The organism is Streptomyces sp. SAS_270, from assembly GCF_052543295.1.
Window position 1 is genome coordinate 23,726 of the sequence record NZ_JBMNDS010000081.1, and the last position, 23,156, is coordinate 46,881.

21 protein-coding genes and 1 pseudogene are annotated in these 23,156 nt (G+C 69.9%); 9 read left to right on the plus strand and 13 right to left on the minus strand.

Annotated features, from left to right (window positions below):
- Positions 1-8 precede the first annotated feature (8 nt).
- Complete coding sequence (locus ACN6LB_RS37000) at positions 9-1,304, plus strand: MFS transporter (RefSeq protein WP_445029684.1); 1,296 nt, start codon at positions 9-11, stop codon at positions 1,302-1,304.
- Here the strand turns inward: ACN6LB_RS37000 and ACN6LB_RS37005 are convergent.
- On the minus strand, positions 1,240-1,797 hold the full coding sequence (locus tag ACN6LB_RS37005) for a GNAT family N-acetyltransferase (RefSeq protein WP_445029685.1): 558 nt from the start codon (positions 1,795-1,797) through the stop codon (positions 1,240-1,242). The genes ACN6LB_RS37000 and ACN6LB_RS37005 overlap by 65 nt on opposite strands.
- Positions 1,798-1,940: 143 nt before the next feature.
- Here ACN6LB_RS37005 and ACN6LB_RS37010 point away from each other — a divergent pair, with 143 nt between their 5' ends.
- Both ACN6LB_RS37010 and ACN6LB_RS37015 read left to right on the plus strand, forming a co-directional pair.
- Positions 1,941-2,189: a hypothetical protein gene (locus ACN6LB_RS37010; RefSeq protein WP_356146688.1), complete on the plus strand. Its 249-nt coding sequence runs from the start codon at positions 1,941-1,943 to the stop codon at positions 2,187-2,189.
- A gap of 11 nt (positions 2,190-2,200) precedes the next feature.
- Positions 2,201-3,406, plus strand: a complete 1,206-nt coding sequence (locus tag ACN6LB_RS37015; protein WP_356146685.1) for an SPFH domain-containing protein — start codon at positions 2,201-2,203, stop codon at positions 3,404-3,406.
- 88 nt (positions 3,407-3,494) lie between these two features.
- Here ACN6LB_RS37015 and ACN6LB_RS37020 read toward each other — a convergent pair whose 3' ends face one another.
- The gene (locus tag ACN6LB_RS37020) at positions 3,495-3,710 is read right to left on the minus strand and encodes a hypothetical protein (RefSeq protein ID WP_356146682.1); all 216 of its coding nucleotides are present in this window, start codon (positions 3,708-3,710) and stop codon (positions 3,495-3,497) included.
- Positions 3,711-3,955: 245 nt separating this feature from the next.
- Between ACN6LB_RS37020 and ACN6LB_RS37025 the strand changes: the two genes are divergently transcribed.
- On the plus strand, positions 3,956-4,549 hold the full coding sequence (locus tag ACN6LB_RS37025; RefSeq protein WP_445029686.1) for a peptidase inhibitor family I36 protein: 594 nt from the start codon (positions 3,956-3,958) through the stop codon (positions 4,547-4,549).
- 6 nt (positions 4,550-4,555) lie between these two features.
- Here ACN6LB_RS37025 and ACN6LB_RS37030 read toward each other — a convergent pair whose 3' ends face one another.
- Both ACN6LB_RS37030 and ACN6LB_RS37035 read right to left on the minus strand, forming a co-directional pair.
- The gene (locus tag ACN6LB_RS37030) at positions 4,556-5,272 is read right to left on the minus strand and encodes a response regulator (RefSeq protein WP_445029687.1); all 717 of its coding nucleotides are present in this window, start codon (positions 5,270-5,272) and stop codon (positions 4,556-4,558) included.
- Complete coding sequence (locus tag ACN6LB_RS37035) at positions 5,269-6,498, minus strand: sensor histidine kinase (RefSeq protein ID WP_445029688.1); 1,230 nt, start codon at positions 6,496-6,498, stop codon at positions 5,269-5,271. The genes ACN6LB_RS37030 and ACN6LB_RS37035 overlap by 4 nt, the downstream gene beginning before the upstream one ends.
- Before the next feature lie 260 nt (positions 6,499-6,758).
- On the opposite strand from ACN6LB_RS37035, the gene ACN6LB_RS37040 reads away from it, so the two are divergent.
- Positions 6,759-8,978: an MMPL family transporter gene (locus ACN6LB_RS37040; protein WP_445029689.1), complete on the plus strand. Its 2,220-nt coding sequence runs from the start codon at positions 6,759-6,761 to the stop codon at positions 8,976-8,978.
- A 15-nt stretch (positions 8,979-8,993) separates the two neighbouring features.
- On the opposite strand, the gene ACN6LB_RS37045 is transcribed toward ACN6LB_RS37040, so the two are convergent.
- Together ACN6LB_RS37045 and ACN6LB_RS37050 are read right to left on the minus strand one after the other, a co-directional pair.
- The gene (locus ACN6LB_RS37045; RefSeq protein WP_445029690.1) at positions 8,994-9,959 is read right to left on the minus strand and encodes a DUF1152 domain-containing protein; all 966 of its coding nucleotides are present in this window, start codon (positions 9,957-9,959) and stop codon (positions 8,994-8,996) included.
- A gap of 63 nt (positions 9,960-10,022) precedes the next feature.
- On the minus strand, positions 10,023-10,499 hold the full coding sequence (locus ACN6LB_RS37050) for a DUF6194 family protein (protein WP_445029691.1): 477 nt from the start codon (positions 10,497-10,499) through the stop codon (positions 10,023-10,025).
- Positions 10,500-10,561: 62 nt separating this feature from the next.
- On the opposite strand from ACN6LB_RS37050, the gene ACN6LB_RS37055 reads away from it, so the two are divergent.
- The gene (locus ACN6LB_RS37055; protein ID WP_445029693.1) at positions 10,562-11,344 is read left to right on the plus strand and encodes a MerR family transcriptional regulator; all 783 of its coding nucleotides are present in this window, start codon (positions 10,562-10,564) and stop codon (positions 11,342-11,344) included.
- On the opposite strand, the gene ACN6LB_RS37060 is transcribed toward ACN6LB_RS37055, so the two are convergent.
- The 5 genes and pseudogenes from ACN6LB_RS37060 to ACN6LB_RS37080 form a co-directional block, all read right to left on the minus strand.
- Positions 11,289-14,090, minus strand: coding sequence for a hypothetical protein (locus ACN6LB_RS37060; protein WP_445029694.1), 2,802 nt, complete (start codon positions 14,088-14,090; stop codon positions 11,289-11,291). The genes ACN6LB_RS37055 and ACN6LB_RS37060 overlap by 56 nt on opposite strands.
- Positions 14,087-15,199: an ATP-binding protein gene (locus tag ACN6LB_RS37065; protein WP_356147682.1), complete on the minus strand. Its 1,113-nt coding sequence runs from the start codon at positions 15,197-15,199 to the stop codon at positions 14,087-14,089. The genes ACN6LB_RS37060 and ACN6LB_RS37065 overlap by 4 nt, the downstream gene beginning before the upstream one ends.
- A gap of 93 nt (positions 15,200-15,292) precedes the next feature.
- Positions 15,293-16,726: a VWA domain-containing protein gene (locus tag ACN6LB_RS37070; protein WP_445029695.1), complete on the minus strand. Its 1,434-nt coding sequence runs from the start codon at positions 16,724-16,726 to the stop codon at positions 15,293-15,295.
- Positions 16,723-18,150 carry a hypothetical protein gene (locus ACN6LB_RS37075; protein WP_445029699.1) on the minus strand — a complete coding sequence of 476 codons (1,428 nt, stop codon included), beginning with the start codon at positions 18,148-18,150 and terminating at the stop codon, positions 16,723-16,725. Before ACN6LB_RS37075 ends, ACN6LB_RS37070 begins: the two co-directional genes overlap by 4 nt.
- Positions 18,151-18,666, minus strand: a pseudogene (locus ACN6LB_RS37080) (hypothetical protein); the annotation flags it as partial.
- Positions 18,667-18,824: 158 nt separating this feature from the next.
- On the opposite strand from ACN6LB_RS37080, the gene ACN6LB_RS37085 reads away from it, so the two are divergent.
- Positions 18,825-19,496 carry a class I SAM-dependent methyltransferase gene (locus ACN6LB_RS37085; protein ID WP_445029696.1) on the plus strand — a complete coding sequence of 224 codons (672 nt, stop codon included), beginning with the start codon at positions 18,825-18,827 and terminating at the stop codon, positions 19,494-19,496.
- A gap of 69 nt (positions 19,497-19,565) precedes the next feature.
- Here ACN6LB_RS37085 and ACN6LB_RS37090 read toward each other — a convergent pair whose 3' ends face one another.
- On the minus strand, positions 19,566-21,425 hold the full coding sequence (locus ACN6LB_RS37090) for a M1 family aminopeptidase (RefSeq protein ID WP_445029697.1): 1,860 nt from the start codon (positions 21,423-21,425) through the stop codon (positions 19,566-19,568).
- 318 nt (positions 21,426-21,743) lie between these two features.
- Complete coding sequence (locus ACN6LB_RS37095; protein WP_445029698.1) at positions 21,744-22,274, minus strand: hypothetical protein; 531 nt, start codon at positions 22,272-22,274, stop codon at positions 21,744-21,746.
- 369 nt (positions 22,275-22,643) lie between these two features.
- Here ACN6LB_RS37095 and ACN6LB_RS37100 point away from each other — a divergent pair, with 369 nt between their 5' ends.
- Positions 22,644-22,805 carry an acyl-CoA carboxylase epsilon subunit gene (locus tag ACN6LB_RS37100; protein WP_445029700.1) on the plus strand — a complete coding sequence of 54 codons (162 nt, stop codon included), beginning with the start codon at positions 22,644-22,646 and terminating at the stop codon, positions 22,803-22,805.
- 48 nt (positions 22,806-22,853) lie between these two features.
- Positions 22,854-23,156: carboxyl transferase domain-containing protein (locus ACN6LB_RS37105; RefSeq protein WP_445029701.1), on the plus strand; the 303-nt coding region annotated here is incomplete at its 3' end.

Sequence of the window (23,156 nt, forward strand, 5' to 3'; positions counted from 1 at the left end):
ACCATGCGATGCGGACACAAGCGACCAGGAAGATCCGGGACTTCGGTGCCGACCCGCAAGAACGCCGACTGCTGTTCACCGTCGCGGTCGACGCCACCGGCAGCGGCCTCCTCATCTCCGGCGCCACCCTCTTCTACACACGGGTGACCGGCCTGTCGAGTGGTCAGATCGGCGCCGGGCTGTCGGCGATGGGCATCGTCGGACTGCTCGCGACCGTCCCCAACGGCCAACTCGTGGACCGGATCGGGCCACGCCGCGCCCTGATCGCCCTGCACCTGTGGCGCGCGGTGTGGTGCTCAGCCCTCGCCTTCGTGGACACCTTCTGGCAGTTCCTGACCGCCCTGATGCTGCTGGGAGTCGCCGAGTTCGCCGGCATGCCCGCTCTTCAGGCTTACGTGGCACGGGCGTTCGGCGACGAGCGGCGGATGCGGGTCATGGCACGGGTCCAGGTGACCAAGAACACCGGGTTCCTGGTCGGCGCGCTGCTCGCGTCCGCCGCGATCGCCACCGGCACGACGCTGGGCTACCGGGTGCTGCTGCTCGGCGACGGCGTGTCGTTCCTGATTGCCGCCGTGCTGATCGCCGCCGTCCGCAACGTCGCCGGACCCGCCTCGCGCCGCACCCGCGGGCCGTCGCCGCTCGCGCCGCTGAAGAATGCCAGGTTCCTGGCGCTGACCTGCTGCAACGGCATACTTCAGCTGAACCTGTCCGCCCTGACCGTCGGTATGCCGCTGTGGCTGGCCACCCGCACCCAGGCACCGCCCGCGATCGCCCCGCTGCTGATCGCCGTCAACACCGTCATCGCCATCACGTTGCAGATCCCGCTCAGCAGGGGCGCCGAGACCGTGCCCGGCGCGGGCCGGCACCTGCGCCGAGCAGGCCTCAGCCTGGCCCTCATGTGCACCACCCTGATCCTCGCCTCGTGGACGTCCCAGGCCGCCGCCGCGCTCCTGATGGTGGCCTCCGTCGTCCTGCACACCCTCGGGGAGATCTGGCACGCCTCCGGCGGCTGGGGCCTGCAGTTCGCGCTGTCACCGGAGGAGGAACGGGGAAGCTACGCCGCCGCGTTCAGCCTCGGTCCGACCGCCGAGGGCATGATCGGCCCCTCCCTGGTCGGCGCCGGTGTGGTGGCCGCGGGTGCACCCGGCTGGCTGGCCCTGGCAGCTGCCTTCCTCGGTGCCGGCGCGGTCGCCCACCGCATCGCGCGCCGCGCCACGGCGCCGGAACCCGCCGTACAGCTCAGTACGGCGGATCGTCGTGCAGCACCCGCTGATACAGCCGATGGTCCCGCCACTGTCCGTTGATGTGCAGATAGCGGGGCGCGGTGCCGATGAGCTCGAACCCGCAGCGTTTCAGCACCCGTTGGGAGGCGGCGTTCTCCGGAAGGGTGGTCGCCTCGATCCGGTGCAGGCTCAGTTCTTCGCGGGCGACCCGGCTGACGATCTGCACCGCGGCGCCCGCGAGCCCCTGCCCCTGCCGGTCCGCGGCCGTCCAGTACCCCAGGTAGGCGCTGCAGAAGGGCCCCTTCACGATCCCGGACAGGGTGATCGCGCCGACGACGCGTCCGTCGAGGTGGAACAGCCACGGCATCAGCCGCCCGCCCTCGTACTCCTTCAACTGGTCCCGCAACCGCTCGTGTTGGCCCTCTTCGGTGAAGAACCGCTCGCCGCGCCGGGGCTCCCACGGCGCCAGATGCTCACGGTTGTCGCGGTAGGCCCGGCTCAGCGCCCCGGCATCCTCGATCCGGGCCCGCCGCAGCACCACCCCACCGGGCAGCGCGCCCTCTTCAGCGATCATCCCGACACCTTAGTGCGTACCGGGTGAACCGGAAGGGCCCACGTGCGCGTCCTGCGGGGTGGAGGCAACCTGGGCGTAGGTCTCCGGCCTGCGTGGGTCTAAGGTCGGCAGGGAGAAACCAGAGCGATGGGAGGCGGCCGGTAGTGGTGCAGGACGAGGCCGTGGTCGGCTGCACAGGGGAGCTTCTCATCGGCACGCGTGGCTCGGCCGGCCCCGGCGAGATCCTGGTGCGGGTCCGAGGCGGATCCGAGACCTTCCTCGCCTGGTCGCAAGAACCCCTGCCGAAAGGGGCTACCGTGCTCGTGATCGAGTCCCGGGGACGTCGTGAAGTCGATGTCATGGAGTGGGCCGATCCGTTGGAAGCGTTGGGCGGCGACGCCGACGCCGGCTAAGGAGTAGAAGAATGTTCGGTTACCGCGTTCCCGCCCCCGATGAGGCGATGCTGATCTCGGGAGGCAGGCGGGGACTGGGGGGCGCGCCGTTCCGAGTGGTGACGGGGCACGGAAAGTTCGTGCTTCCGATCTTCCGCAAGACCCGCTTTCTCACCCTGTCGATGTGCGAGTCCGAAGTGACGGAAACGTGTGTCACCAAGCAGGGCATCTCACTGCACGTTCGTGCCGTGATCGCGTTCAAGGTCGGCAACGACACCGAGAGCATCATCAACGCCGGACAGCGGTTCCTCTCCGACCAGGACCAGATGTCCGTGCTGACCGGCCGCATCTTCGCCGGCCATCTGCGCGCCATCATCGGCTCGATGACCGTCGAGGAGATCGTCACCGAGCGGCAGAAGCTCGCCGCCGAGGTCCTGGACACGTCCAAGATGGAGATGGCCAAGATCGGCCTGATCGTGGACTCGCTGCAGATCCAGTCCATCGATGACGGCGACACCGGCTACATCGACGCCATGTCCGCACCGCACAAGGCGGCCATCCAGCGGCAGGCCCAGATCGCCCAGGCGCAGGCCACCCAGGCGTCGGTCGAGGCCGAGCAGGTGGCGGCGCGCAACCAGGCCGAGTACGCGCGCCAGACCGCGATCGTGAAGGCGGAGTACTCGGCCGAGGTGGACCGCGCGCAGGCGCAGGCCGCCCAGGCCGGACCGCTCGCCCAGGCGCACGCCCAGCAGGAGGTGCTCGCCGCTCAGACCGAACTGGCCCAGCGCGCGGCCAAGCTGCGTCAGCAGGAGCTGGTGGCCGAGATCGTGAAGCCCGCCGAGGCGGAGGCCGAGCGGATCAAGCTGCTCGCCGTCGCCGAGGCCGAGCGGATGAAGATCCAGGCGGAGGCGGCGGCTTCGTACGACCGTGTCGCCCTTGACCGGATGCTGATCGACCAGCTTCCGCTGATCGTGAAGGAGGCCGCGGGCGGACTCGCCGGCGCCAACGTCAACGTCCTGAACGGTGCGGACGGCCTCGGGGAGATCGCGGCCGGCCTGGTCGCCCAGGGCCTGACGATCCTGGACTCGGTCCGGCAGAACCTCGACGGCCAGAACTCCGAAAACCGCCCTGAGAAGACCAACGGCCTGCTGGAGCTGCAGGGTTACCTGCGGACACCCGAGTCGGACAAGGGCGCCGACGAGAGGAAGCCGGGCGACGGACCCGTCGGCATCGACTAGGCCGCATCGTCGGCACGGCTTGCCTGAACGGCCGCGGCAGGGGCGGAAAAGCCCCTGCGGTACGGCAGTTGAGGCTCGCCGGGCCGCGTCAGGCGAACCAGTCGGTGGTGCCGGCTCCGAGTTGCAGTTGAGGGGAGCTCGGAGCCGGAGCGGCGGGCTGCTGAGGCAGCAGACCCCCGGGCGCGGGGCCCCAGTTGAGGACCCAGTCGAGTTCGCGCTGGAGTCGACGGGCTTCGTTGCGAACCTGCAGCGGGATGTCGCCGCGTTCGGATATCAGCTGGGCGTAGATCGGTGCGTCGTGCACGAGCGGTGCTTCTCCTCCGGACTGATGCCTGACCTCAACTGTAAGGCCGCCGCGTCGCGGCAGCCTCCATACTCCCAGTTCGGCCAGAACCAGACACCGCGCGTCCAAGGAGCGGCACCAGGCGCCGTAGGCCCGCGTCCACTTCCACCAGCTTCGAAACGTGTTGCCCGCCCGATCGGCCCGGCCGACGCTGATCGGGTCCAGCCGGACGTGACCGGCTCGGCTCACGAGGAGAGGCAACGCGCATGGTGGAAGGTCGCACGAGGAGATTCGCCCGGCTCGGGCGTGCCCTGGCCGCATCGGCGGCGACGTTCGTCGTTCTCGCGGCGGGTTCGGGACAGGCCGGCGCCGCCGAGGGCGGACCGGGTTTCGCGGCGCAGGCACGAGCAGCGGGTCTCACTGGCGCCGAGGCCGTGACCCTGCAGAACCGCGTCGACCGGTACCTCGCCGAGATGGGCGGCACCCAGGTCGCCGCCAACAGGATCGACCTGGGCGGCCGGTCGTCCGTCACAGTGCGGCTGCCGGGGGAGAAGGCGGCCCGTGACCTCTCCGCGTCCCCGGCCTCCGGCGCCGTGTCCGGACGGGACCGGTGCGACTACAAGTACATGTGCGCCTTCTCGGACACGATCTTCCGCGGCGACCGCATCGACATGTACGTCTGCGACGACTACCCCATCCCCTGGTCGAACGACGGATCCTGGGTCAACAACCAGACCGCGGGCACGGTCTCCCAGTTCAAGGACAAGCAGGGCCATGTCGGGTGGCACGACGGAGGCGCCTACGAGGAGGACATCAGCGCGCCTTGGTACTGGGTCTACGACGTCCGCAACTGCGGCTGACCTTCCTCACCGTGCTCGGCCGTCCCCGGCGGTACTCTCGCCCGTCGTGCGGTGCTCGGCCTCGACCAGGCCGGACTCGTACGCGGCGATCACCGCCTGGGCACGGTCGCGGACGTCGAGTTTCCCGAAGATGCTGGTGATGTAGTTCTTCACCGTGGAGACGCTGATTTCCAGGGTCCGGGCGATCTCGTTGTTGTCGAGCCCGGTCGCGATGAGCCGCCACACCTCGACCTCGCGGGGTGTGAGTTCGCCCAGGTCCACGGGGGGACGCTGCGGAGGGCGGGGAGCCCTGACGTACGCGGAGATCAGCCGGGTGAGCAGGCGCGGGGCCACCGCGGCCTCACCGCTGCGGACGGTGTGTATCGCCGCGACCAGATCCTCGGGAGAGCTGTCCTTGGGCAGGAACCCGTAGGCGCCCGCGCGCAGGGCGGCGACCACGTACTCGTCCATGTCGAAGGTGCTGAGAGCGAGGACCCGGCATTCGGGCAGGGCTCGCGCGAGTTCCTCCGTCGCCCTGACCCCGTCGAGGACCGGCATGCGGATGTCCATCACGACGACATCGGGCCGCAGCCGGTGCGCGAGGGCGACGGCCTGCTCACCGTTGTCGGCCTCGCCGACGACCTGGAACGACGGGTCGGGGCCGAGGATCAGGGCCAGTCCGCGCCGTACCAGCGGCTGGTCGTCCGCGATCAGTACACGGGTCGTCTCCACGGGCTCGCTCATCGCGGCAGATCCTCTCCCTCGGCCGCGCCCTCTTCCGCCTGCGGCGATTGCTCGTACGGCGCCAGCGGCAGGCCGGCCCGCACCTCGAACCCGCCGCCGTCGAGTGGACCGGTGGACAGGGAACCGCCGTGCAGCGTGACGCGTTCGTGCATGCCGATCAGACCGTATCCGCTCCGGCCCGAGCGGTTCGGCCCGCCGCCTCCCGCACCTGCCGAGGAGCCTGAGCCGTCGTCCCGTACGGCCACGACGAGCCGGTCCGGGCCGTACGTCAGGTGCACCTGGGCCCGTGCCTGGCCGGCGTGCTTGCGGGCGTTGGTGAGGGCCTCCTGCACGATCCGGAACACGGTGAGGCCGATGGTCGGTGGCAGCGGGCGCTCCCGGCCGTGCACGGTGAACTCGGTGGGCAGGCCCGCCCGGCAGGACTCGGCGACGATGCGGTCCAGGTCGGCGGCACCGGGCTGGGGAGCAGGCGGTGCCTCGTCGGGTTCGTCGTCGGCACGCAGGACGTCGAGGAGTTGCCGCATCTCCCGCAGCGCCATGCGTCCGGAGTTCTCCAGGGTCACCAGGGCGTCGCGGACCACGTCGGTGTCATGGGCGAGGTTGGCCCGGGCGCCACCGGCCATCAGCTGCATGGTGGTGATGTGGTGGGAGACGATGTCGTGCAACTCCCGGGCGATACGGCGGCGTTCCTCGGCCACCGCGCGTTCGGCCAGCAGCCTGCGCTTGGCCTCCACGTCCTGCTGCCAGCGGTTGATCACGACGGCGGCGCCGACGACGAGCGCGGCCGCCGCCACATTGCCCACGATGTTCCAGCGCAGCGGGTACGGACCGGCGGCGTGCCCCAGCAGCGGTACGCCCGCTGCCGCCACCGCTGCCGGCACGGTCACCAGGAGGCCGCGGGCCCGCGCGACCGAGTACAGGCCGACCACGACGGCGCCGCCGAAGTTCTGCGGCGTCTGGACGGTGAGGTTCAGCGTCCCGCTGAGCACCAGGACCGCCGCGAACGCGAGAAGCGGGTCGCGGCGTCTGAAGAGCAGCGGCATCGCCGTCCCCACGACCAGGGCGACTCCGGGCACGGTGACCGTGATGCCGTCGGTCTGGCTGCCGACGAGGTAGCCGAGCAGGTCCACGGCGGCCGCCCCGACGGCGACGAGCGCGTCGTCGCGCGTCCACGGCAGCGTGCGGTCGCCCAGGGCACGCGGCACGAGGTGGCGGTACGTCGGCATGGTGGTCCTCCTCGACGCCGGGCCTTCGCCGGTACGCCGTGACAGTGATCGTTCTTGATCCATTCTGGCAGCGCGCAGCCGCCTGAACAGGGCCCTGAGACCGACCTTGCGACCAGGACCCTGGTCCTGGTCGGCGACGGACGGCGGACCCCGCTCCCGGGTCCATTCTCGTTCTGCGCTCGGACGATCCTCCTCTTTCCCGCTGATGAGCTGGAGCCCGGCCGGGAAACCCCGGCGAAAGACCAAAGCGGGAGGACAACGTGATCCGCGCCCTGACCGGATTCTCGACCAGAAATCCGTGGAAGGTGATCGCCGTCTGGGCGGTCCTGGGGATTTTCCTGACCATGGTGGGCCAGGCCCTCATCTACCGAGTCACCGAAACGCAGACCGGGGACTTCCTGCCCGCGAAGTACGACTCGGCCGCCGCCCTGAAGATCGCCGAGGAGAAGTTCGGGGTCAAGCCCGACGCCAACGCCGTGACCCTGTTGGTGGCCAGGTCCGACGGCAAGCCGCTCACCGCCGCCGACCAGCGGCGCATCGGAGCCGAGGCCAAGGAACTCGGCCGGCGGCGGGTCACCATGCCCAAGTCCGACGACGGACCGGCGATCCTGCAGAAGGACTACTCGCAGACCCCTCGGATCAACCCCGCCATGGTGGCACCCGACCGGAGCTTCGAGCTGCTGACCGTCGCCCTGACCGGCAATTCCACGGATCCCGGACTCGAGAGCGTCTTCCGCGAACTCCGAAAGGACGCCACGACGGAATTCGCCGACCTGGGCATGCGCACCGGATTCACCGGGGGCCTCGCCGACAGCGTCGACACCGCCGACGCCGAGAAGACCACCTCGACCATCGCCGGCATCCTCACCTTCGGGCTCATCCTGCTGCTCAACGTGCTGGTCTTCCGCAGCGTCCTGGCGGCGATCCTGCCCCTGCTCGCGGTCGTGATCACCGGCGGCGCGGCCGCCGGCACCGTGGTCGGCGCGGCGGCACTCACCGGAATCAAGCTCGACACCTCCACCCCGCAACTGATCAATGTCGTGCTGCTCGGCATCGGAATCGACTACTTCCTGTTTCTCCTGTTCCGCTTCCGCGAGCAGTTGCGGGCACGACCCGAACAGCACCACCGCGCCGTGGCCGCCGAAGTCACCGGCCGGGTGGGCACCGCGATCACCTCGGCGGCGCTGACCATCGTCGCCGCCTTCGCCACGCTCGGTGTGGCGTCCTTCGGACAGTTCCGTGTACTCGGCCCGGCCATCGCCATAGCCGTCCTGGTCATGCTGCTGGCCAGCCTCACCCTCATGCCGGCCCTGCTCGCGGCCACCGGGCGCAAGATGTTCTGGCCCTCGCGCGCTCTGAAGCGCGCGCCCCACGAGGGCTCCGCCGGGCGCTTCGGCGCCCTGGTCGCACGACGCCCGCTGGTCCTCGTACTCGCCTCCGTGGCCCTCCTTGGTGCCCTCGCCGCGGGAACGGTCGGGATGCGGATGGACTACGGCCAGTCGGGCACCCCCGGCGACACCGCGGCCGCGACGACCGCCGCCGAGATCTCCCGCGCGCTGCCCGCCGGGGTCTCGGACCCCACGACCGTCTACGTCACCGCCGACAACGGCGGGACCCTCACCCGCAGCGGGCTCGGGGCACTGTCCCACGCGCTCGGTCAGGTCAAGGGCGTCGGAAAGGTGGGCGGGACCTCCTTCGCCCAGGACCGCACGGCGGCGCGGATCGACCTGTACCTGACCGTCGATCCGCAGTCCCAGAAGGCCCGCGACCTCGTCTCCGGACCTGTCCGCAGCACCGTCACCGCGCATACGCCGGACGGCACACAGGCTCATGTGGGTGGCACTGCGGCGATCTTCACGGATGTCGCCGATGCCGTCGACCACGACCTGAAGATCGTGTTTCCGGTAGCGGCAGCCCTGATCGCCCTGATCCTGTTCATGCTGCTGCGCAGTCTGCTCGCGCCGGTGATCCTCATGATCTCCGTCGGACTCGGATTCGCCGCCACCCTGGGCGCCTCCGCCCTCGTGTTCCAGCACGTCCAGGGCAAGCCGGGCGTCAGCTTCACCCTGCCGCTGGTCCTGTTCCTGTTCGTCGTAGCCCTGGGCACCGACTACAACATCCTGATCAGCGACCGTATCCGGGAGGAGATGGAGCGGCCGGGTCCGGCCCGGGCGGCCGTCGCCCGCGCCGTACGGCACACCGCACCGGCCATCGCCACGGCCGGACTCGTTCTCGCGGGCTCCTTCGGCAGCCTCGCGGTCAACCCGGCCCCGGCGACCCAGCAGATCGGCTTCGCGACGGCCCTTGGCATCCTGCTCTCCGCTTTCGTCCTGTCCATAGCCCTGGTGCCCGCACTGGCCGCCCTCCTCGGCCGCGGCATCTGGTGGCCTGTACGCCCGGGCCGATCCGCACACCGGCACGGACCCCGGCACGACACGGACGCACCGGCGACCGAGCCCGACCGGATGACCGTCGGCTGAAACGCTGCCCGACACTCAGTGCGGGAAGGCGCGAGGCTGCCGCTGGCGCGGCAGCTCGTCACGGAACCGCTCGATGGCGGAGCTGATCTGACGGGTGAGGTAGGTCTGCTCCAGCCGGCCGAGATAGAGGTTGCGACGCGCCAGACCGACGGCGTCCACGCAGAAGTACAGCGACATCAGCGGGTTGATGAACAGTTCACCGCCCTTCGTGCGCTCGGTGAACCGGACATCACCGAACCCACCGCCCACGGCGGCGGCGATGGAACCGTTGACGATGCTCGGGAACTCCGGGGTGGACGCCTGCGCGTGCGCGACGGCGTCGAGATAGAGGGCGCCCTCGCGGCTGTCGCGGTGCACCGAGAACGCCCCGAGACCGGCGCCGTCGCGTTCCAGCGCCGCCAGGTTCTCCAGCACCAGCGCGTGGTTGATGCCGTGGTAGGCGTCCACACCGAAGCCGATGCAGGCCACGAGCCGGTGCGGCACGTCGTGCAGCCCGTTGACGGCGGCGAGACTGGCCATGTCCTCCTCGGGAGTGCCGAGACCATGCTCGTCGCCGCGCATCAGAATGTCGGTCCCGCCGTCCACCAGCACGATGGCGTCGACTCCGCCGAGGTGCTCGATCAGCGCCCGGTAGGCGGCACGCAGAGGCTGCACCCCGGTGCGGTCGAGGGCGTACACGGTCGACGGCAGGCCCTGCAGTTCGAGCCACCGCGCCAGGGTGCGTTCGGGAAAGTAGTCACCTCGTGCGGTGGTGTCCGGGCGGATAGCGGCGATGTCCCGGTCCACCCAGACGTCGAGGTCCAGGCCGCCCAGATCGGCGAACGAGAGGTTGGCCAGATGAACGTCCTTGCCCGCGGCGCGCAGCGCGAACGCCAGGGGAAGTCCGGCATAGACGTCGAAGCCGCCGCCGGCGCCGGCGACAAGGATGCGCTGGGCATCGCGCAGGCGGGTGAACAGGGCGGGTTCGTGGAGGGAGTACATCCGGGGGACGGTAACAGCGGGTGTCGGACGGGGCGTGGGGAATTCCACGCGAGAGGCCACCGATCAGCGCGAGCGCGATTCCTCGCGGCGCCGGTGACGCCCGCGGGCGAGGTCGTGGGCCGTGCGCAGAAGCTCGCGGACCGGCTGTTCGCTGCGCGGGCCCGGGTTCACCACGGCCAGCCAGCCGAGGTTCCCGTACACGGGGTGCGCCATCACCGTGTCGGGCAGGCTCGGGTCGACGTCGCTCGGCGCGGGCTCCTGGGGATCGTGCCCTGTCCACCGGGCGAAGGCGGCCCTGCCCGCGTTGACATTCAGGCGGAAGGCGCCGGGCCGGGCCAGACGTGACCCACGGTCGTCGGGGTAGTCCTTGGTCACGACGGTGGCGAAGGGCTGAGCCGTGCTCGGGACCGTGCCGTCCGGTGCGTAGAAGAAGAACACGTCCCCCCATGCGATCTCGGGTGAACCGTCGCCGGGCTCCGGTTTGTGAGTCAGTACTCCGCCCTGGGCCTCAAGGAACTCGATGATCTCGTCGATGCTCATGTGCTCTAGCGTTCCATTGAAGTGGTGGTGGAGACTTCGGCCCGAAAACACGAGGTGACCTGTTGGAAAGTCGCAACTCGCACCGGCTCAGGACCGTCGACGTCGCGCGACGTGCAGGGTGCTCCGTCCAGCAGGTGCGCAACCTTGAGCGCGACGGAGTGCTGCCGCCGGCAGCGCGCACCGCCTCCGGCTACCGGATCTACGACGAGTCCCATGTGCGGTCCGCGCTGGCCTATCGGGCCCTGGCGGCCGGCACCGGGCCGGTCGAGGGCAGGAACCTCGTGCGAGCAGCGCACGCGCACCCGGGCGCGGGCCTATTCGCCCTTCTGGACGCGGCACACGCTCGGCTCGACAAGGAGCGCCGCGAACTTGAGCTGGCCAAAGAGGCGGCCCGCGCGATCGCCCTGGAACCGATCGGCGACGCACAACCGTCCGACGCCATGAGCATCTCCGAACTGGCCGACGCGCTCGGCGTTCGCCCCTCGACCTTGCGGCACTGGGATGCCGAGGGACTGGTGAGGCCCGCGCGTGGCGCTGCACGAGAAGCGCGCAGATACTCGCCCGACGACGTGCGCGACGCGCGGATCGTCCATCAACTCCGCCTCGCCGGATACCGGATCCCGGCGCTGTCGGCCCTCATGCCGGACCTGCGCGGCGCACGTCGCCGGGACGACGTCACCGCGGGCCTGGCTGCCCGTGACGCAACCATCGAAGCGCGCTCGAAGGCCCTCCTTGAGGGTGCTGCCGCGCTCTGGGCACTCCTCTCCGAGCGCGCTCACACATCCGAAGTCACGCTGCGGCCAGCAGCACCCCCAGCGCCTCCGCCGTATGCGCGTACCGCGTGAGAAGTGCCGCGCCCGCCGGAGCGGGGTCGGCCATCTTCCACGTTCCCTCGCAGCCAAGGAGTTCCGCCACCGCGTCGCATGTGGCGGGGTGGGCTGCGAGGAGGACGCCCGCGCTGCCACCGCCGGCGAGGACGGTCGGCGGTACGGCTGCCGTGTCCGCCCGGACGTCCCATGGCGGCACCCATGTGTCCAGTGCCGGGAGGCGGCCGGGGAAGATACGCCCGGCCTCACGGATCAAAAGGGGAGCCAGCTCCGCACCGCCCGACCGCAGAGTGGTGATGAGGGTGGGCAGCCATGGCAGCAGCACCGGATCCGGCAGCCGCGCGAACGCGTGGGACACCGCCTCCACCACGAAGTCGGCCAGTTGCGGCACCGGCTCCAACGCGTGCAGGAACCCACTGAGGTAGCGCGGATAGGCGGGGACCACCAAGGGGTTGCCCAGCAACTCGGCACAACGCGCCCGAAGTTCCGTGCGGGAGAGCTGCCCGAGCTGCACCTGCGCGGCCCACAGCAGCGCCACCTTCGACGGCTCCTGCGGATGCGACTGCGCGAACGCCAGCTCCAACTGGGTCCGGTCGCAGCCGAGCGACAACGCCAGTGGCTCCATGCTGAAGAGGAAGCCGAGCATTGCGGCGACCTGGCGGACGGTCGCGTCCTCGTCGGTGAACGCCGTCGGCAGGAGGGTGCAGTAGTGCGCGTAGCCGGCCTTGACGAAGGACTCGATCCACGTCGGCAATACCGGTTCGTTGGTCCGGTAGTACGCCAGCAGTCGCCGCACTTGGCGCAGGACCTCCGGCGCACCGTCGACGCTGCGCTCGGTCGACAGCACCTCCAGGGCGCGCGTGCCGAGTTCGTCGGCGAGGCGGCGGCTGCGCAGATACAGTGTCGCGTCCTCGACGGCCTGAAGGACGGTCGCCGCTGTCGCGTGCGGGCCGTACGCCGTGCGTCGAAGCCGTTGTTCGAGGACCTGCTCGATGCTCACGCCCTCGTAGCCGAGCTCGATGAGCGCCCGCTGATGGGTGCCCAGCGCAAGGTCCCAGGACTCCTGGATGGGCCGTTCACCAAGGCGGCGCTCACCCATGATCGGCCGTGCGGCGCCCTGCGGCATCAGTTGGCGCAGCATCCACAGGACGTCGGAGCACCGCTCCAGTTCCGGCTGGGCTGCCATGTCCAGCAACGCCCGCTGCACACCGCGCTGTTGGAGCCTCAGATTGAGCGGTGCGAGCCGGTCGTGCACGTCGCGCGCCAGCGGCGGGAGCGCTTCGTAGCCGACCTGGCCGACGCGGTCGCCGCCCATCATGATCTCCACGAGGCGCCGCACATCGCGCCGGCCCGGCACGCTGTCCTTCTCGATGCAGGTGATCGCCGCGTCCTGGAAGTCGTACGGCGTGGGCCTGGCCCGGTCCCGCATCCCGGCCAGCAGGATCGACGTCTCGAACACGGCGATGGCATCGGCGGTGGAAGCGAGGTACCCGGCGCGGCGCGCCGCGCGCACGATCTCCACCGACCAGCCGAGCAGTTCGGCCTCGTCGAGCCCGTCGAGGACGGGCGGGCGCTGCAGGAACCCGGAGAGCTTGTCCGAAGGGAGGTCGGCGGACAGGCGAGCGGTGGGTACCGCGCTCTTCCTGGGCTTCGTCGCCTTCTTCGCACCCGCCTGACCCGCGAGTCGGAACGGCTGCACACGCGTGCGCCTGACGTTCTTCGCCCACTGGGTCGCGGCGATCGACACCGAGCCGGCGGCAAGGCCGAACTGCGCCTCGATCGCCGCGTGGCTGGACGGGATCAGGCCGTACTGCCACTTGCTCGCACTGGGCGGGCTGATCTCGAAGGCGTCGCTGCCGTGGACGCCGAACTCCTCGACCCGGCTGGCCGCATGGAACGCCCCGCACACGTAGAGACAGTCCGCGGGATCGGTGCCGGACGCGGCGAGATGTTCCCGCATCCTCGTCCACATGTACCGCTCGCGGCCCTCGTCGACGCGCACCCGCTGCGGATCGCCGGGTGCCAGACGCCGGAACAGGCTGCCGATCAGGAGCATGACCTGCCGGTAGGTGTCGTGGTCGCTGTCGCCGAGCGGCAGTTCGACGTACTGGTGCCACCACTCCGACCAGTGCCGCACCCGACCGTGGTGCAGCAGGTGCTCCTCCAGTTCGGCGAAGCGCGGGCGGAGGTCGCCGATCTCCACTCCGACGGCGTCACCGTGCAGCGCGGCCTCCTCCTCGGCCGGCGGCGCGTCCGGATCGGCCGGCGGTGTCTCGCGCGCATCCCACTGGAACACATGGTCCGAGGAACGGTCCACGAGGACCAGTTCGACGCCCGGTGTGTCCAGCGCGTAGGCGATCGCCTGGTACTCGGCCGATGCCTCGGTGATCGGCGCCACGACGGACAGCGGCGCCCACTCGGGTGGGAAACCCGCGACCTCGCTGGCGAACGCCTGCACCGCCACCGGGAGACGGCAGTTGCGCAGTTCGGACAGGAGCGGCGCCATGTCCTCGCACAGCTCCAGATAGATGGTCTTGGGCTGCTTCTCCCGCAGCCGCCGCGCCATCGCGATCGCCGAAGCCGGCGAATGATGACAGACGGGGAAGATCTCCAGCGGTTCGCGCACCGCCCGGTCGACGTCGTCGACCAGCCCGAGGAGGATGCCCTCCAGCGCGTCGGGACCGTCGGCGAACGCGCCGGCGGCGTCCTGCAACTGCGTACGCAGCGCCTCGAACGACGACTTTCCCTGCACGACGGCGTTCACGACAGGGTCGCGATCGCGTCGCGACCGCCCTCCAGGAACTCCGGCCAGGACCCGCCCTCTTCGGTACTGCGCGGCTCGACCACACCGTGCAGGTACTTGTTGAGGATGGCGAGGTCCTCAGGCTCGCGCCGCGCCAGCGATCCCACGAGCGAGGAGGCGAGGGTGTGGGCGGTCAGCTCCCGTTCGCCGAAGAAGTTGCTGTGCAGGATCGCGTCCTCCAGCACACCGATCTGCTCGGCGGTGGACAGCGCGGACTCCAGCTTCTCGTCGTCGCTGCCCGCCGCGGCGGCGGACGCACGCAGATCGGCGAAGCTCTGCAGCAGCACGTCCAGCAGCGTCGGCGGGACGTCCAGCTCGATCTGGTGGCGGCGCAGCAACTCCTCGGTGCGGAAGCGGACGATCTCGGCCTCGCTCTTCTTGTTCGTCACCACCGGGATGCGTACGAAGTTGAAACGCCGCTTGAGCGCGGAGGACAGGTCGTTGACGCCCCGGTCACGGCTGTTGGCCGTGGCGATGACCGAGAAACCGGGCTTGGCGAAGACGATGTTGTCGCTGTCCAGCTCCGGCACGGAGATGTACTTCTCCGACAGGATGGAGATCAGTGCGTCCTGAACGTCACTGGTGGAACGGGTGAGTTCCTCGAATCGCCCGATGGTGCCGCTCTCCATTGCCGTCATGATCGGTGAGGGGATCATCGACTCCCGTGACTGGCCCTTGGCGATCACCATGGACACGTTCCACGAGTACTTGATGTGGTCCTCGGTCGTGCCGGCCGTGCCCTGCACCACCAGCGTGGAGTTGCGGGAGATCGCGGCGGAAAGCAGCTCGGCCAGCCAGCTCTTGCCGGTTCCCGGATCCCCGATCAGCAGCAGGCCGCGGTCGGAGGCCAGGGTGACGATGGAGCGCTCGACGAAACTGCGGTCGCCGAACCACTTCTGCGAGATCTCCCTGTCCAGGCCGTCGGAGCGCTCGGAGCCCAGGATGAACAGGCGGACCATTTTCGGCGACAGGCGCCAGGAGAACGGCTTGGGGCCGTCGTCGACGGACTCCAGCCAGTCCAGCTCCTCGGCGTACTTGATCTCGGCGGGGGCGCGCAACAGGTCGGACATGGCAGGGCCTTTCTGAGCAGAAAGAAGTCGTGAGGGTCTTGAGGGTGGTGAACGTCGAACGAGGTCGTGAACGGCGTGAGGGTCGTGAACGCCTCAGGCGAGGAACGTCTTGAGCTCGTGGACGAGCTTGCGGATGTGGCCGGAGAGCACCGGCGTACCGAGATCCTTGAAGCGCTCGCGGAACCACGGGTTGACGCTGCCGCGGCCGGAGCTGGTCACCGATCCGACCGGGATGAACTTGGCGCCCGAGCGGTGGATTGCGGCCATGCTTTCGAACAGCGGCTCGGTCTGCCATTCGTAGAAGTCGGAGATCCACACCACGACGGTGTTGCGGGGCTCGGCGATCTTCGGCTGGGCCAGCGCCATGGCGACCGTTCCGTCGGTGCCGCCGCCGAGGTTCGTGCGCAGCAGGGTCTCGAAGGGGTCGTGGACCCACGGAGTGAGGTCGAGCGCCTGGGTGTCGTACGCGATCAGGTGGACGTCCACCTTGGGGAGCCCGGCGAAGATCGACGCCAGAATGGTGCAGTTGACCATGGAGTCGACCATGGAACCCGACTGGTCGACGACCACGATCAGCCGCTGGGGGGTCGTCTTGCGGGCGGTGTGCCGGTAATAGAGGCGGTCGACGTACAGCCGTTCCTCTTCGGGGCTCCAGTTGGTGAGGTTCTTCCAGATCGTGCGGTCGAGGTCGAGGTTGCGGAACACCCGCTTGGGCGGGATCGAGCGGTCCAGAGCACCGACCGTGGCCTTCTCCACCTGTGTGCGCAGCACCTCGGCGACCTCGTCGACGAAACGACGGATCAGCGCCTTGGCGTTGGCCAGGGCCACCCCTGACAGGTTGTCCTTGTCGCGCAGCAGCTGCTCGATGAGCGACATGCTCGGGGTCAGCTGTGCGGCCAGCTTGGGGTCGGCGAGCACCTCGCGCAGGCGCATCCGCTTGACGAGGTCGGCCTCGATGGCGCCGAGTTCCGGTCCGATCGCCGGAATCAGCCGGCTGAGGTCGGGTGTCGTACCGCGACCGCCGGTCCCGGTCGGACTGACGCCGCGCCCCGCTGCACCGCGACCGCCGCGCAGCTCTCCGGGCTTGCAGCCGAGCGCGCGCTCCAGCCAGCCCGCATCGGACTGCCAGCGCGACAGCTGCCCGGCCGTCACCGTGCCGGAACCGCAGGCGAAGACATTGAGCAGGACCTTCGACACGAGGGCGGCGCGCCGCACCTCGGCGGCACGGTCCCGTCCGCCGCGGTCACCGTCGTCGCCGGCACCGTCCGAGCCGGACTCGGGCACCATCAGACCGTCGAACTCCGCGGCCAGGTCAGGGTGTCGCTGCACGATCGAGTCGACGGAGGCTCCAGGATCCAGCAGCGCGGGCGGCAGACCGATGTCCTCGACGACGGCAAGGCTCGCCGATTCCAGCGCCGCTTGCTCCTCGGGGTCGAAGAGGCGGGCCAGGAGCCGCCAGTACAGGACCTGACGGCGGTTGTCGTGGGAGACCGGCTCGGGATGCTCTTCGGTCGTCGGCTCGGTCATTTCCGCAACAGCCTTCCGGCACGCTCGCGCAGCACCGCCATGGCATCGGTGGCCGCCTTCTCGGCTTTGACACCGTTCTTGTCGGTCGTGCCCCCGGCCCAGGCCCCCGCGTGGAGGGTGACGGCCTTCTTGCGCACGGTGGTCTCCACGGCGAGCGGCTGGACGCTGAACGTCCCGTCGTCCCAGCGGAGCAGGCCGATGCACGCGCCCGACGCGGCGACGGCCAGGGGCGTGAGCGGTCCGGCGGTCGGAATCCGGTCGTCGTCGACGGCCAGCCGGAATCCGGCGAGGGTGAAGGTCAGTGCGAAGTCGTCCTGTTGGGCGGCAAAACCCTCCAGGAACACGGGTACGGCGATGCGTGCCGGGTGCCGGTCCAGGGGTGCGGTCGCCGAGACGGTGGCGGTGGGCAGGGCGACGCGGGCGGTGGCGAAGGCGTCGGCGGGCTCGCCTGTGCGTGCGTGCTCGTCGCTCCAGACCAGATCGCCTTCCGCGGTGATCGGCATCCCCGTGAGGTCCATGGCGCGGCCCTCACCGACGGCTGTCAGCAGCGACATGTGCGGGCGGAGCAGTTGCCAGACGCCGGCGCCGACGACCGTGTCCGGCTTCGGCACGGAGACACTTGCACGCACGAGCCGGGGCGCGGCGCCGTCGGCGGGCTCGAACACCGCGTGTACCTGGGCCTGCGCGGCGGTCGCGTGTTCGTGCAGATCGACGCCGAGGGGCAGGAGACGGCCGGTGGCGGTACCGGTCGCGGAAACGGCGGCCGCGCCGGGCAGCGTGAGCAGCAGGGCACGCGACCACAGGTCGGCCCAGCGGCGTGCGGGGATACGGTCCAGGGAGGCGCCCGGGCAGGACGCGGCGAGTTCGGCGGCGAACCCGTCGAGAAGCGCCGCCAGGCGACGCAGGTCCGGATCCGCAAGCATCGCGGAGACGACTTGGGCCGCTCCGGAGACCACGTCATGGTCGATTCCCCGCCACCCGCAGCGCGCCAGGTCGGACAGCCAGGAGCGGGCGGCGACCAGCAGGTTCACCGCCTGCTGCCCGCTGGGGTCCGAGGCGCTCGCCTGGCCGGGAGACCGGCCGGTCGCCTCCTCGATACGGCTCAGCAGCGCGTCGTGGACGGAACCGAGCAGCGCGGTGCGGGCAGCCGCGAGAGCGATGAAGTGGTCTTCACCCGCAGCTCCGGCTGCCGCCTTCTCGGCCGCCTCACTCACCTTGGCGGCCAGCGGCGTTCCGGTGACGGCCTGGGCGAACTGCGCCAGTCCGTCGGCCTGGGCGGGCTGCGGACGGAGCAGGCCCGCGACGAGAGCCTGGTCGAACAAGTCGACGGCAGCCAGCGCCTCGTCGAGTCCGTCGATGGTTTCGGTGAGCACGTCAGCGTGCTCCGCCACGCTCGAATAGGGCTCGCGCGGGGGCACCGACATCGCCACCGCCCTCGTCGAGGGGAACCACTGCATCTCCGGCAACGGCGCGGTGGTCGGAGCGAGTTCCAGGTAGGCCAGGTGGCGCAGGAACCGGCTGAAGACGGGGGCAGCGGCCGCGGCGTCACCCTGCGCCGGACGGGCGTTGATCATCTCTGCGGTGAGAGTCTGCGCGTTCGACTCGCCGCCCGCGACCTCGACCCGCAGATAGCGGGCGACGCGCTCGACGCCGTACTGCAGCACCGCCTCGTTGATCAGGGCCCTGATGTGATTGCAGAACCCTCCGCGAGCGCCCCCGCAGGGCCGGTTGTTGTTGGTGCTGCAAGCGAACGTGTACGTGCTCGCCGCGACCGAGGACACATACACCCGCTCGATGTCCGACCCACTGGACACCACCCCCTGCAAGCGCCCGTCGGCCAGCTCCACGAACGGAACCTTGCCCAGCTTGCGTGTCCGGGCGGGCTGTATCACCCGCGCCGTACTCGACCTCTCCCAATCCGACAACGCATCATCTCCCATGCACCAGAAGGGCTTCCGCGCCACACCGGCGGGACACGACTGAACATAGTGGCGACCACTGACAACGGGCCCTGGCCAAGCGCCGGGGCCCCGTTCGGCGGGCCTGGGAGAGGGCGAAGCCTCGTGTTCGGAAGACCGAGGTCCAGGACAATGAGCGTATGACGACGCCCGACTTGGTCTCGACGAGCGAGCTGGAACGCTCCTCCGTGGTCGCCAACAACACGATGAACCGCGAGCGTGGTCTGGCCGGCGTGAACAGCTATGCCCGCGAGCTCGGGTTCGACCCCCTCGCTCACCTGACGGCCCGTCCGGCCGCTCCGTCGTGGCTCGACCTGTGCAGCGGCGAAGGCCGCGCCCCGTACGAGGCGGCATCCGCTCTGCCCGCCGACGCGGTACTCACCGCGGTCGACCTGGTGGGACCGCTCGCCCCGGTGCCGGCACCGCCCACCCTGGAGCGGGTCATCGCCTCCGTCGCGGACTGGGCGCCGCAACGCGCGTACGACCTGATCACCTGCGTACACGGTCTGCACTATGTCGGCGACCAACTCGGCCTGCTCGCCCGGGCCGCGTCCTGGCTCGCTCCCGACGGGCTGCTCCTGGCGCACTTCGACCCCGACTCGATCCGGTGGGCCGACGGTTCACCGGCCGGGCGGGCGGCCGTGACCGCACTGCGCACCGCCGGATATCGCTACAGCGCCCGTCACCACAGGCTCACGCTCGAAGGCGCGCGCCAGGTGCTGCTTCCGTTCCGCTACCTGGGAGCCGACCCGGCGGCAGGCCCGAACTACACGGGCCAGCCGGCGGTCGGCTCCCACTACAGCTCTTGCTGAATGGGAAGTGCCATGAGTCATCGGTTCGCCGCGGACGCCGGGCGGCGCCCACGGCGAACCGTGGTCACGTCAGCCGTCGATGCGGTGCGTGGTCCAGAAGGAGGTCAGGTCCGTGGTCGTGGCGGCCTGCGCGGCTGCCTTGAACTCGGCCGTGGTCGAGACGCCGTACCAGTGCGAAGTGGCGTAGTCCTTGAGGAGTTTGGTCATGGCGGTGTCGCCCAGGACGCGCCGCAGGTCGTGCAGGGCGCATTTTCCGTAGCCGTAGACGACGGTGGAGTACCGGGACGAGTGGGCGTCCCAGTAGGCCATCGAGTTGGTGATCTTCTCGGCCGACGAGGCCCACGACACGCTGTTCCAGCAGTTGGTGCCGGTCTTGTTCAGCGCCAGGTCGGTGGAGTAGTCGGTGAACGACTCGTCCAGCCAGGGGCTGTTGTACTCGTCGTCGCCGACGATGCCGTACCACCACTGGTGACCGATCTCGTGGGTCAGCGCCGTGGTGCTGACCAGGTCGAGGACGAAACCGGGGTACTCCATGCCGCCGAACCAGTAGTTGTTGTCGATCACGGCGTCCAACTCGCCGTACGGATAGGCGCCGAACCGTGCGGCGTGGGCGTCCACGGCGGTCTTGGCGGTGGTGAGCATCGACTGAGCGTCGGACGCGCTGATGGCCGAGACGGAGTAGATGTTCACCGGGGTGCCGGCGGCCGAGGTGCCGGAGATCTTGCTGAAGGGGCCCGCCCCCCAGGCGAAGTCACGAACCTTGGACGCGGTGGCCGTGGTGACGGTGCGTCCGCTGGAGCCGGGGGTGTCCACCGAGGTGCCGGTGGCCGGTACGAGCAGGGTGCTCGGGTGGTCGAGGGTCACCTTGAAGTCCGCGGCCAGCGAGTAGAACGACTCGCCGTTGTTGGTGTACGGATCCAGATGCCAGCCCGCCGCGTCCTTGATCGCCAGTACGGGCAGGGCGTTGCCGATGAAACTGAAGGCCCCGTCGTGGCCGAAACGGTCGGCGCCACTGGGCACGGTGATACCCAGGTCGAAGCCGATCGTCGCGCTCTGCCCCTGCGCCAGCGGTGTCGGGAGGGAGATCTGCAGGGCCGTGCAGCCCACCGACAGGGAGCCCGCGGTGCCACCGGTCACGTTGCTGACCGTGATCGGCATCGCGGAGCAGGTGCCGTGGTAGTTGTCCCAGAGTCTCAGGTACACCTCGCTGAGCGCGGTGGACGAGGCATTGGTGAAGCCGACGCTCTCGTGACCGGTCCAGACGGTCCCGCTGGTGTTGCTGCTGAGACTGACGGTGTACGAGGGTGCCGCCGGCGTACGAGTGGAGTCCACGGGCGGGGTGGTGCCGCCGGAGGTGTCGAGGGCGACGTCGTCGAGGACGAAGCTCGTCTGGAGGCTGGAGTCCTCGGTGCCGGTGAACGCGACAGTCACTGTCTGGCCCGCGAACGCCGAGACGTCGAAGGACTTCTGCGCGTAGCCGGTGTTCTTGTTGAGGTTCGAGTACGTGGCGAGTGTCGTGCTGCCGATCTTCGCCGTGAGCTTGTCGTACGCGGTGGACGAGGTCGTCTCGGTGGTGTCGATGTGCAGCCAGAAGGTGAGCGTGGCGGTGCTGCACCCGGACGGGATCGTGACGCTCTGGGAGAGCGTGTCGGTGTGCGTCCCGCCGGTGCCGTCCAGCCAGGCGTAGCTGCTGCCGCCATGGGCGGTCTGACCGGAACGGTTGGTGATCACGCTGGACGAGGACTGGCTCCAGGGCGAAGTCCCGCTCTCGAAGCTGCCGTTGGTGACCACCTGGGTCGGTGTGCAGGCGGCGGCGAGCGGGGCCGTGGGCGGCGCGGCCGAGGCCGGGGTGACGGGGAGCAATGCAGCGGCCAACGCGGCGACGGCGAATGCGCTCGCGGCGAGGGTCCGGTGGGGGGTCGGTCTCACACGTAACTCCTTTGAGGCGGCCGGGATCCCGGCCTGCTCGGTGGCCGTCCGACCGGCCTGGGTGCGCCGACGGACAACCGCGGGTTGCGCGCATCGCCGGCGCGAGCGCGTGGTGTGATCAGCCGTGTCCGCTGGGGTCAGGGCGACGGCTGCCGGAAGCCTGACAGATGTGACCGGAACATGCCATCAGGGGCGGGTAAAAGTGCCCGGCGTTCCGGATGGTTCCGGGGCCACGCGTGAGGCTGGTGGGCGACCGCCGTAGGCAACTTGGCTCGTACAGGGGGCAGTCGGCTCGCGGAAACGCGAGTCGGCGGCCGGTCAGGTCGCGATCGCGGCGATGACCGCGGCCGCGCCCGCGCCGAGCGCACCGTAGAAGGCGGTCTTGGCGACCCGGATCTGCAGGGGGACGGCGGTGGGCCGCGTCCGGCGATTCCATCGTGTGCCGAATATGAGCCCAGGCAGGCCCAGGAGCAGACAGCACACAGCGAAGCACGCCCCGGCGAGCCAGCCGAGGAGGCAGGCGGGGGAGACCACGTAATAGGTCCAAGGGGCCCGGGACACGGCGATGCGGCGGCCCAGGTCGTAGTCCGGTTCGACAGTGGCCTTGAGGTCGACGATTCCACCGTCGGCGGAGCGGAAGGTTCCGTTGGACGAGGTCGTCTCGCCCCGAGAGCTGTAGCTGTGCTGATAGCCGTCCACGGTCAGTGTTCCGCGTGTACCGGTGAGACCGGCGGAGTACGGGAGAGCGGGCACGCAGAATCCGCCGATGAGGCAAGCCATCAGCAGCATGACGGCGCCGCCGAACCGTACTGCGGCGGCTGACGGGCCGGTTCCGGCGGCCTTGCTCACGCATTCCTCCCGCAGGCGATCTCTTCGTAGATCACCGTAGGCGCGGGTTGCGGGGACCCAACGGTGCATTTCGGCGCAAGACGTGAGGCCATACGCAATCTGTAGGCAGCTTTGGCCGCGGCCCGGCCGGCGATTGACCATCCGTTGACCGGATCCCGCCGCTGCGCTGGTGCGTACGCCCGGGGCTCGGTGCTGTCCCGAGCCGTGCGTTCGGCTTCCGGCCCGCTCAAGTCCTGGGTTCTGGGGTTTGTTGAGTGGGGCTTGAGCGGGGTGCCTTTGGGTGGTGGGACTGCGTTGGTGTCCGGGCGTTGGCTGGATTTTGGGGGTGGGGCGGTGGGCGACACCGAGGGTGGTGAGCCGCTGTTGCGCGTGGTGCGTGGACGTGCGAGCGAAGAGGAACTGGCAGCGCTGGCGGTGGTGCTGTGGGCGGTGTGGGCCCGTGACGAAGGCGGTGAGGGCGGCGGGATGTCCGGCCGTGGCCGGTGGTGGCGGGGGCCGGAGGCGTATCGGGCCCCGCGGAGCTGGCAGTGATGTGGGTGTTGTGGTTGTTCTGTTTCGAGGAAGAGGTCTGAGATGGCAATGACGACTGCCCCCGCTGTGGCGACTGCCCCTGCCCCGGTGTCCGCTCCTCCGTCGCCGACCGGCCCTGGAGCGCCTGCCGTTCCTGCTCCCGTTCAGGCGGACGCGGGGTCTGTGGATATCCGCGGGCGTGTCGCGGAGCTGGACAGGGTGCGACAGACGGCTTTGGCGGGGCCGAGTGAGAAGGCGACCGCGGCGCAGCATGCCAAGGGCAAGCTGACCGCCCGGGAGCGCATCGAGCTGCTGCTGGACGCCGGTTCGTTCCAGGAGGTCGAGCAGTTGCGCCGGCACCGGGCCACCGGT

What these genes read in the sequence shown, in the direction of transcription:
- ACN6LB_RS37000 (WP_445029684.1), top strand. Translation starts at nt 9, where the DNA reads ATGCGGACACAAGCGACCAGGAAGATCCGGGACTTCGGTGCCGACCCG.
- ACN6LB_RS37005 (WP_445029685.1), bottom strand. Translation starts at nt 1,797, where the DNA reads ATGATCGCTGAAGAGGGCGCGCTGCCCGGTGGGGTGGTGCTGCGGCGG.
- ACN6LB_RS37015 (WP_356146685.1), top strand. Translation starts at nt 2,201, where the DNA reads ATGTTCGGTTACCGCGTTCCCGCCCCCGATGAGGCGATGCTGATCTCG.
- ACN6LB_RS37025 (WP_445029686.1), top strand. Translation starts at nt 3,956, where the DNA reads ATGGTGGAAGGTCGCACGAGGAGATTCGCCCGGCTCGGGCGTGCCCTG.
- ACN6LB_RS37030 (WP_445029687.1), bottom strand. Translation starts at nt 5,272, where the DNA reads ATGAGCGAGCCCGTGGAGACGACCCGTGTACTGATCGCGGACGACCAG.
- ACN6LB_RS37035 (WP_445029688.1), bottom strand. Translation starts at nt 6,498, where the DNA reads ATGCCGACGTACCGCCACCTCGTGCCGCGTGCCCTGGGCGACCGCACG.
- ACN6LB_RS37045 (WP_445029690.1), bottom strand. Translation starts at nt 9,959, where the DNA reads ATGTACTCCCTCCACGAACCCGCCCTGTTCACCCGCCTGCGCGATGCC.
- ACN6LB_RS37050 (WP_445029691.1), bottom strand. Translation starts at nt 10,499, where the DNA reads ATGAGCATCGACGAGATCATCGAGTTCCTTGAGGCCCAGGGCGGAGTA.
- ACN6LB_RS37065 (WP_356147682.1), bottom strand. Translation starts at nt 15,199, where the DNA reads ATGTCCGACCTGTTGCGCGCCCCCGCCGAGATCAAGTACGCCGAGGAG.
- ACN6LB_RS37070 (WP_445029695.1), bottom strand. Translation starts at nt 16,726, where the DNA reads ATGACCGAGCCGACGACCGAAGAGCATCCCGAGCCGGTCTCCCACGAC.
- ACN6LB_RS37075 (WP_445029699.1), bottom strand. Translation starts at nt 18,150, where the DNA reads ATGTCGGTGCCCCCGCGCGAGCCCTATTCGAGCGTGGCGGAGCACGCT.
- ACN6LB_RS37085 (WP_445029696.1), top strand. Translation starts at nt 18,825, where the DNA reads ATGACGACGCCCGACTTGGTCTCGACGAGCGAGCTGGAACGCTCCTCC.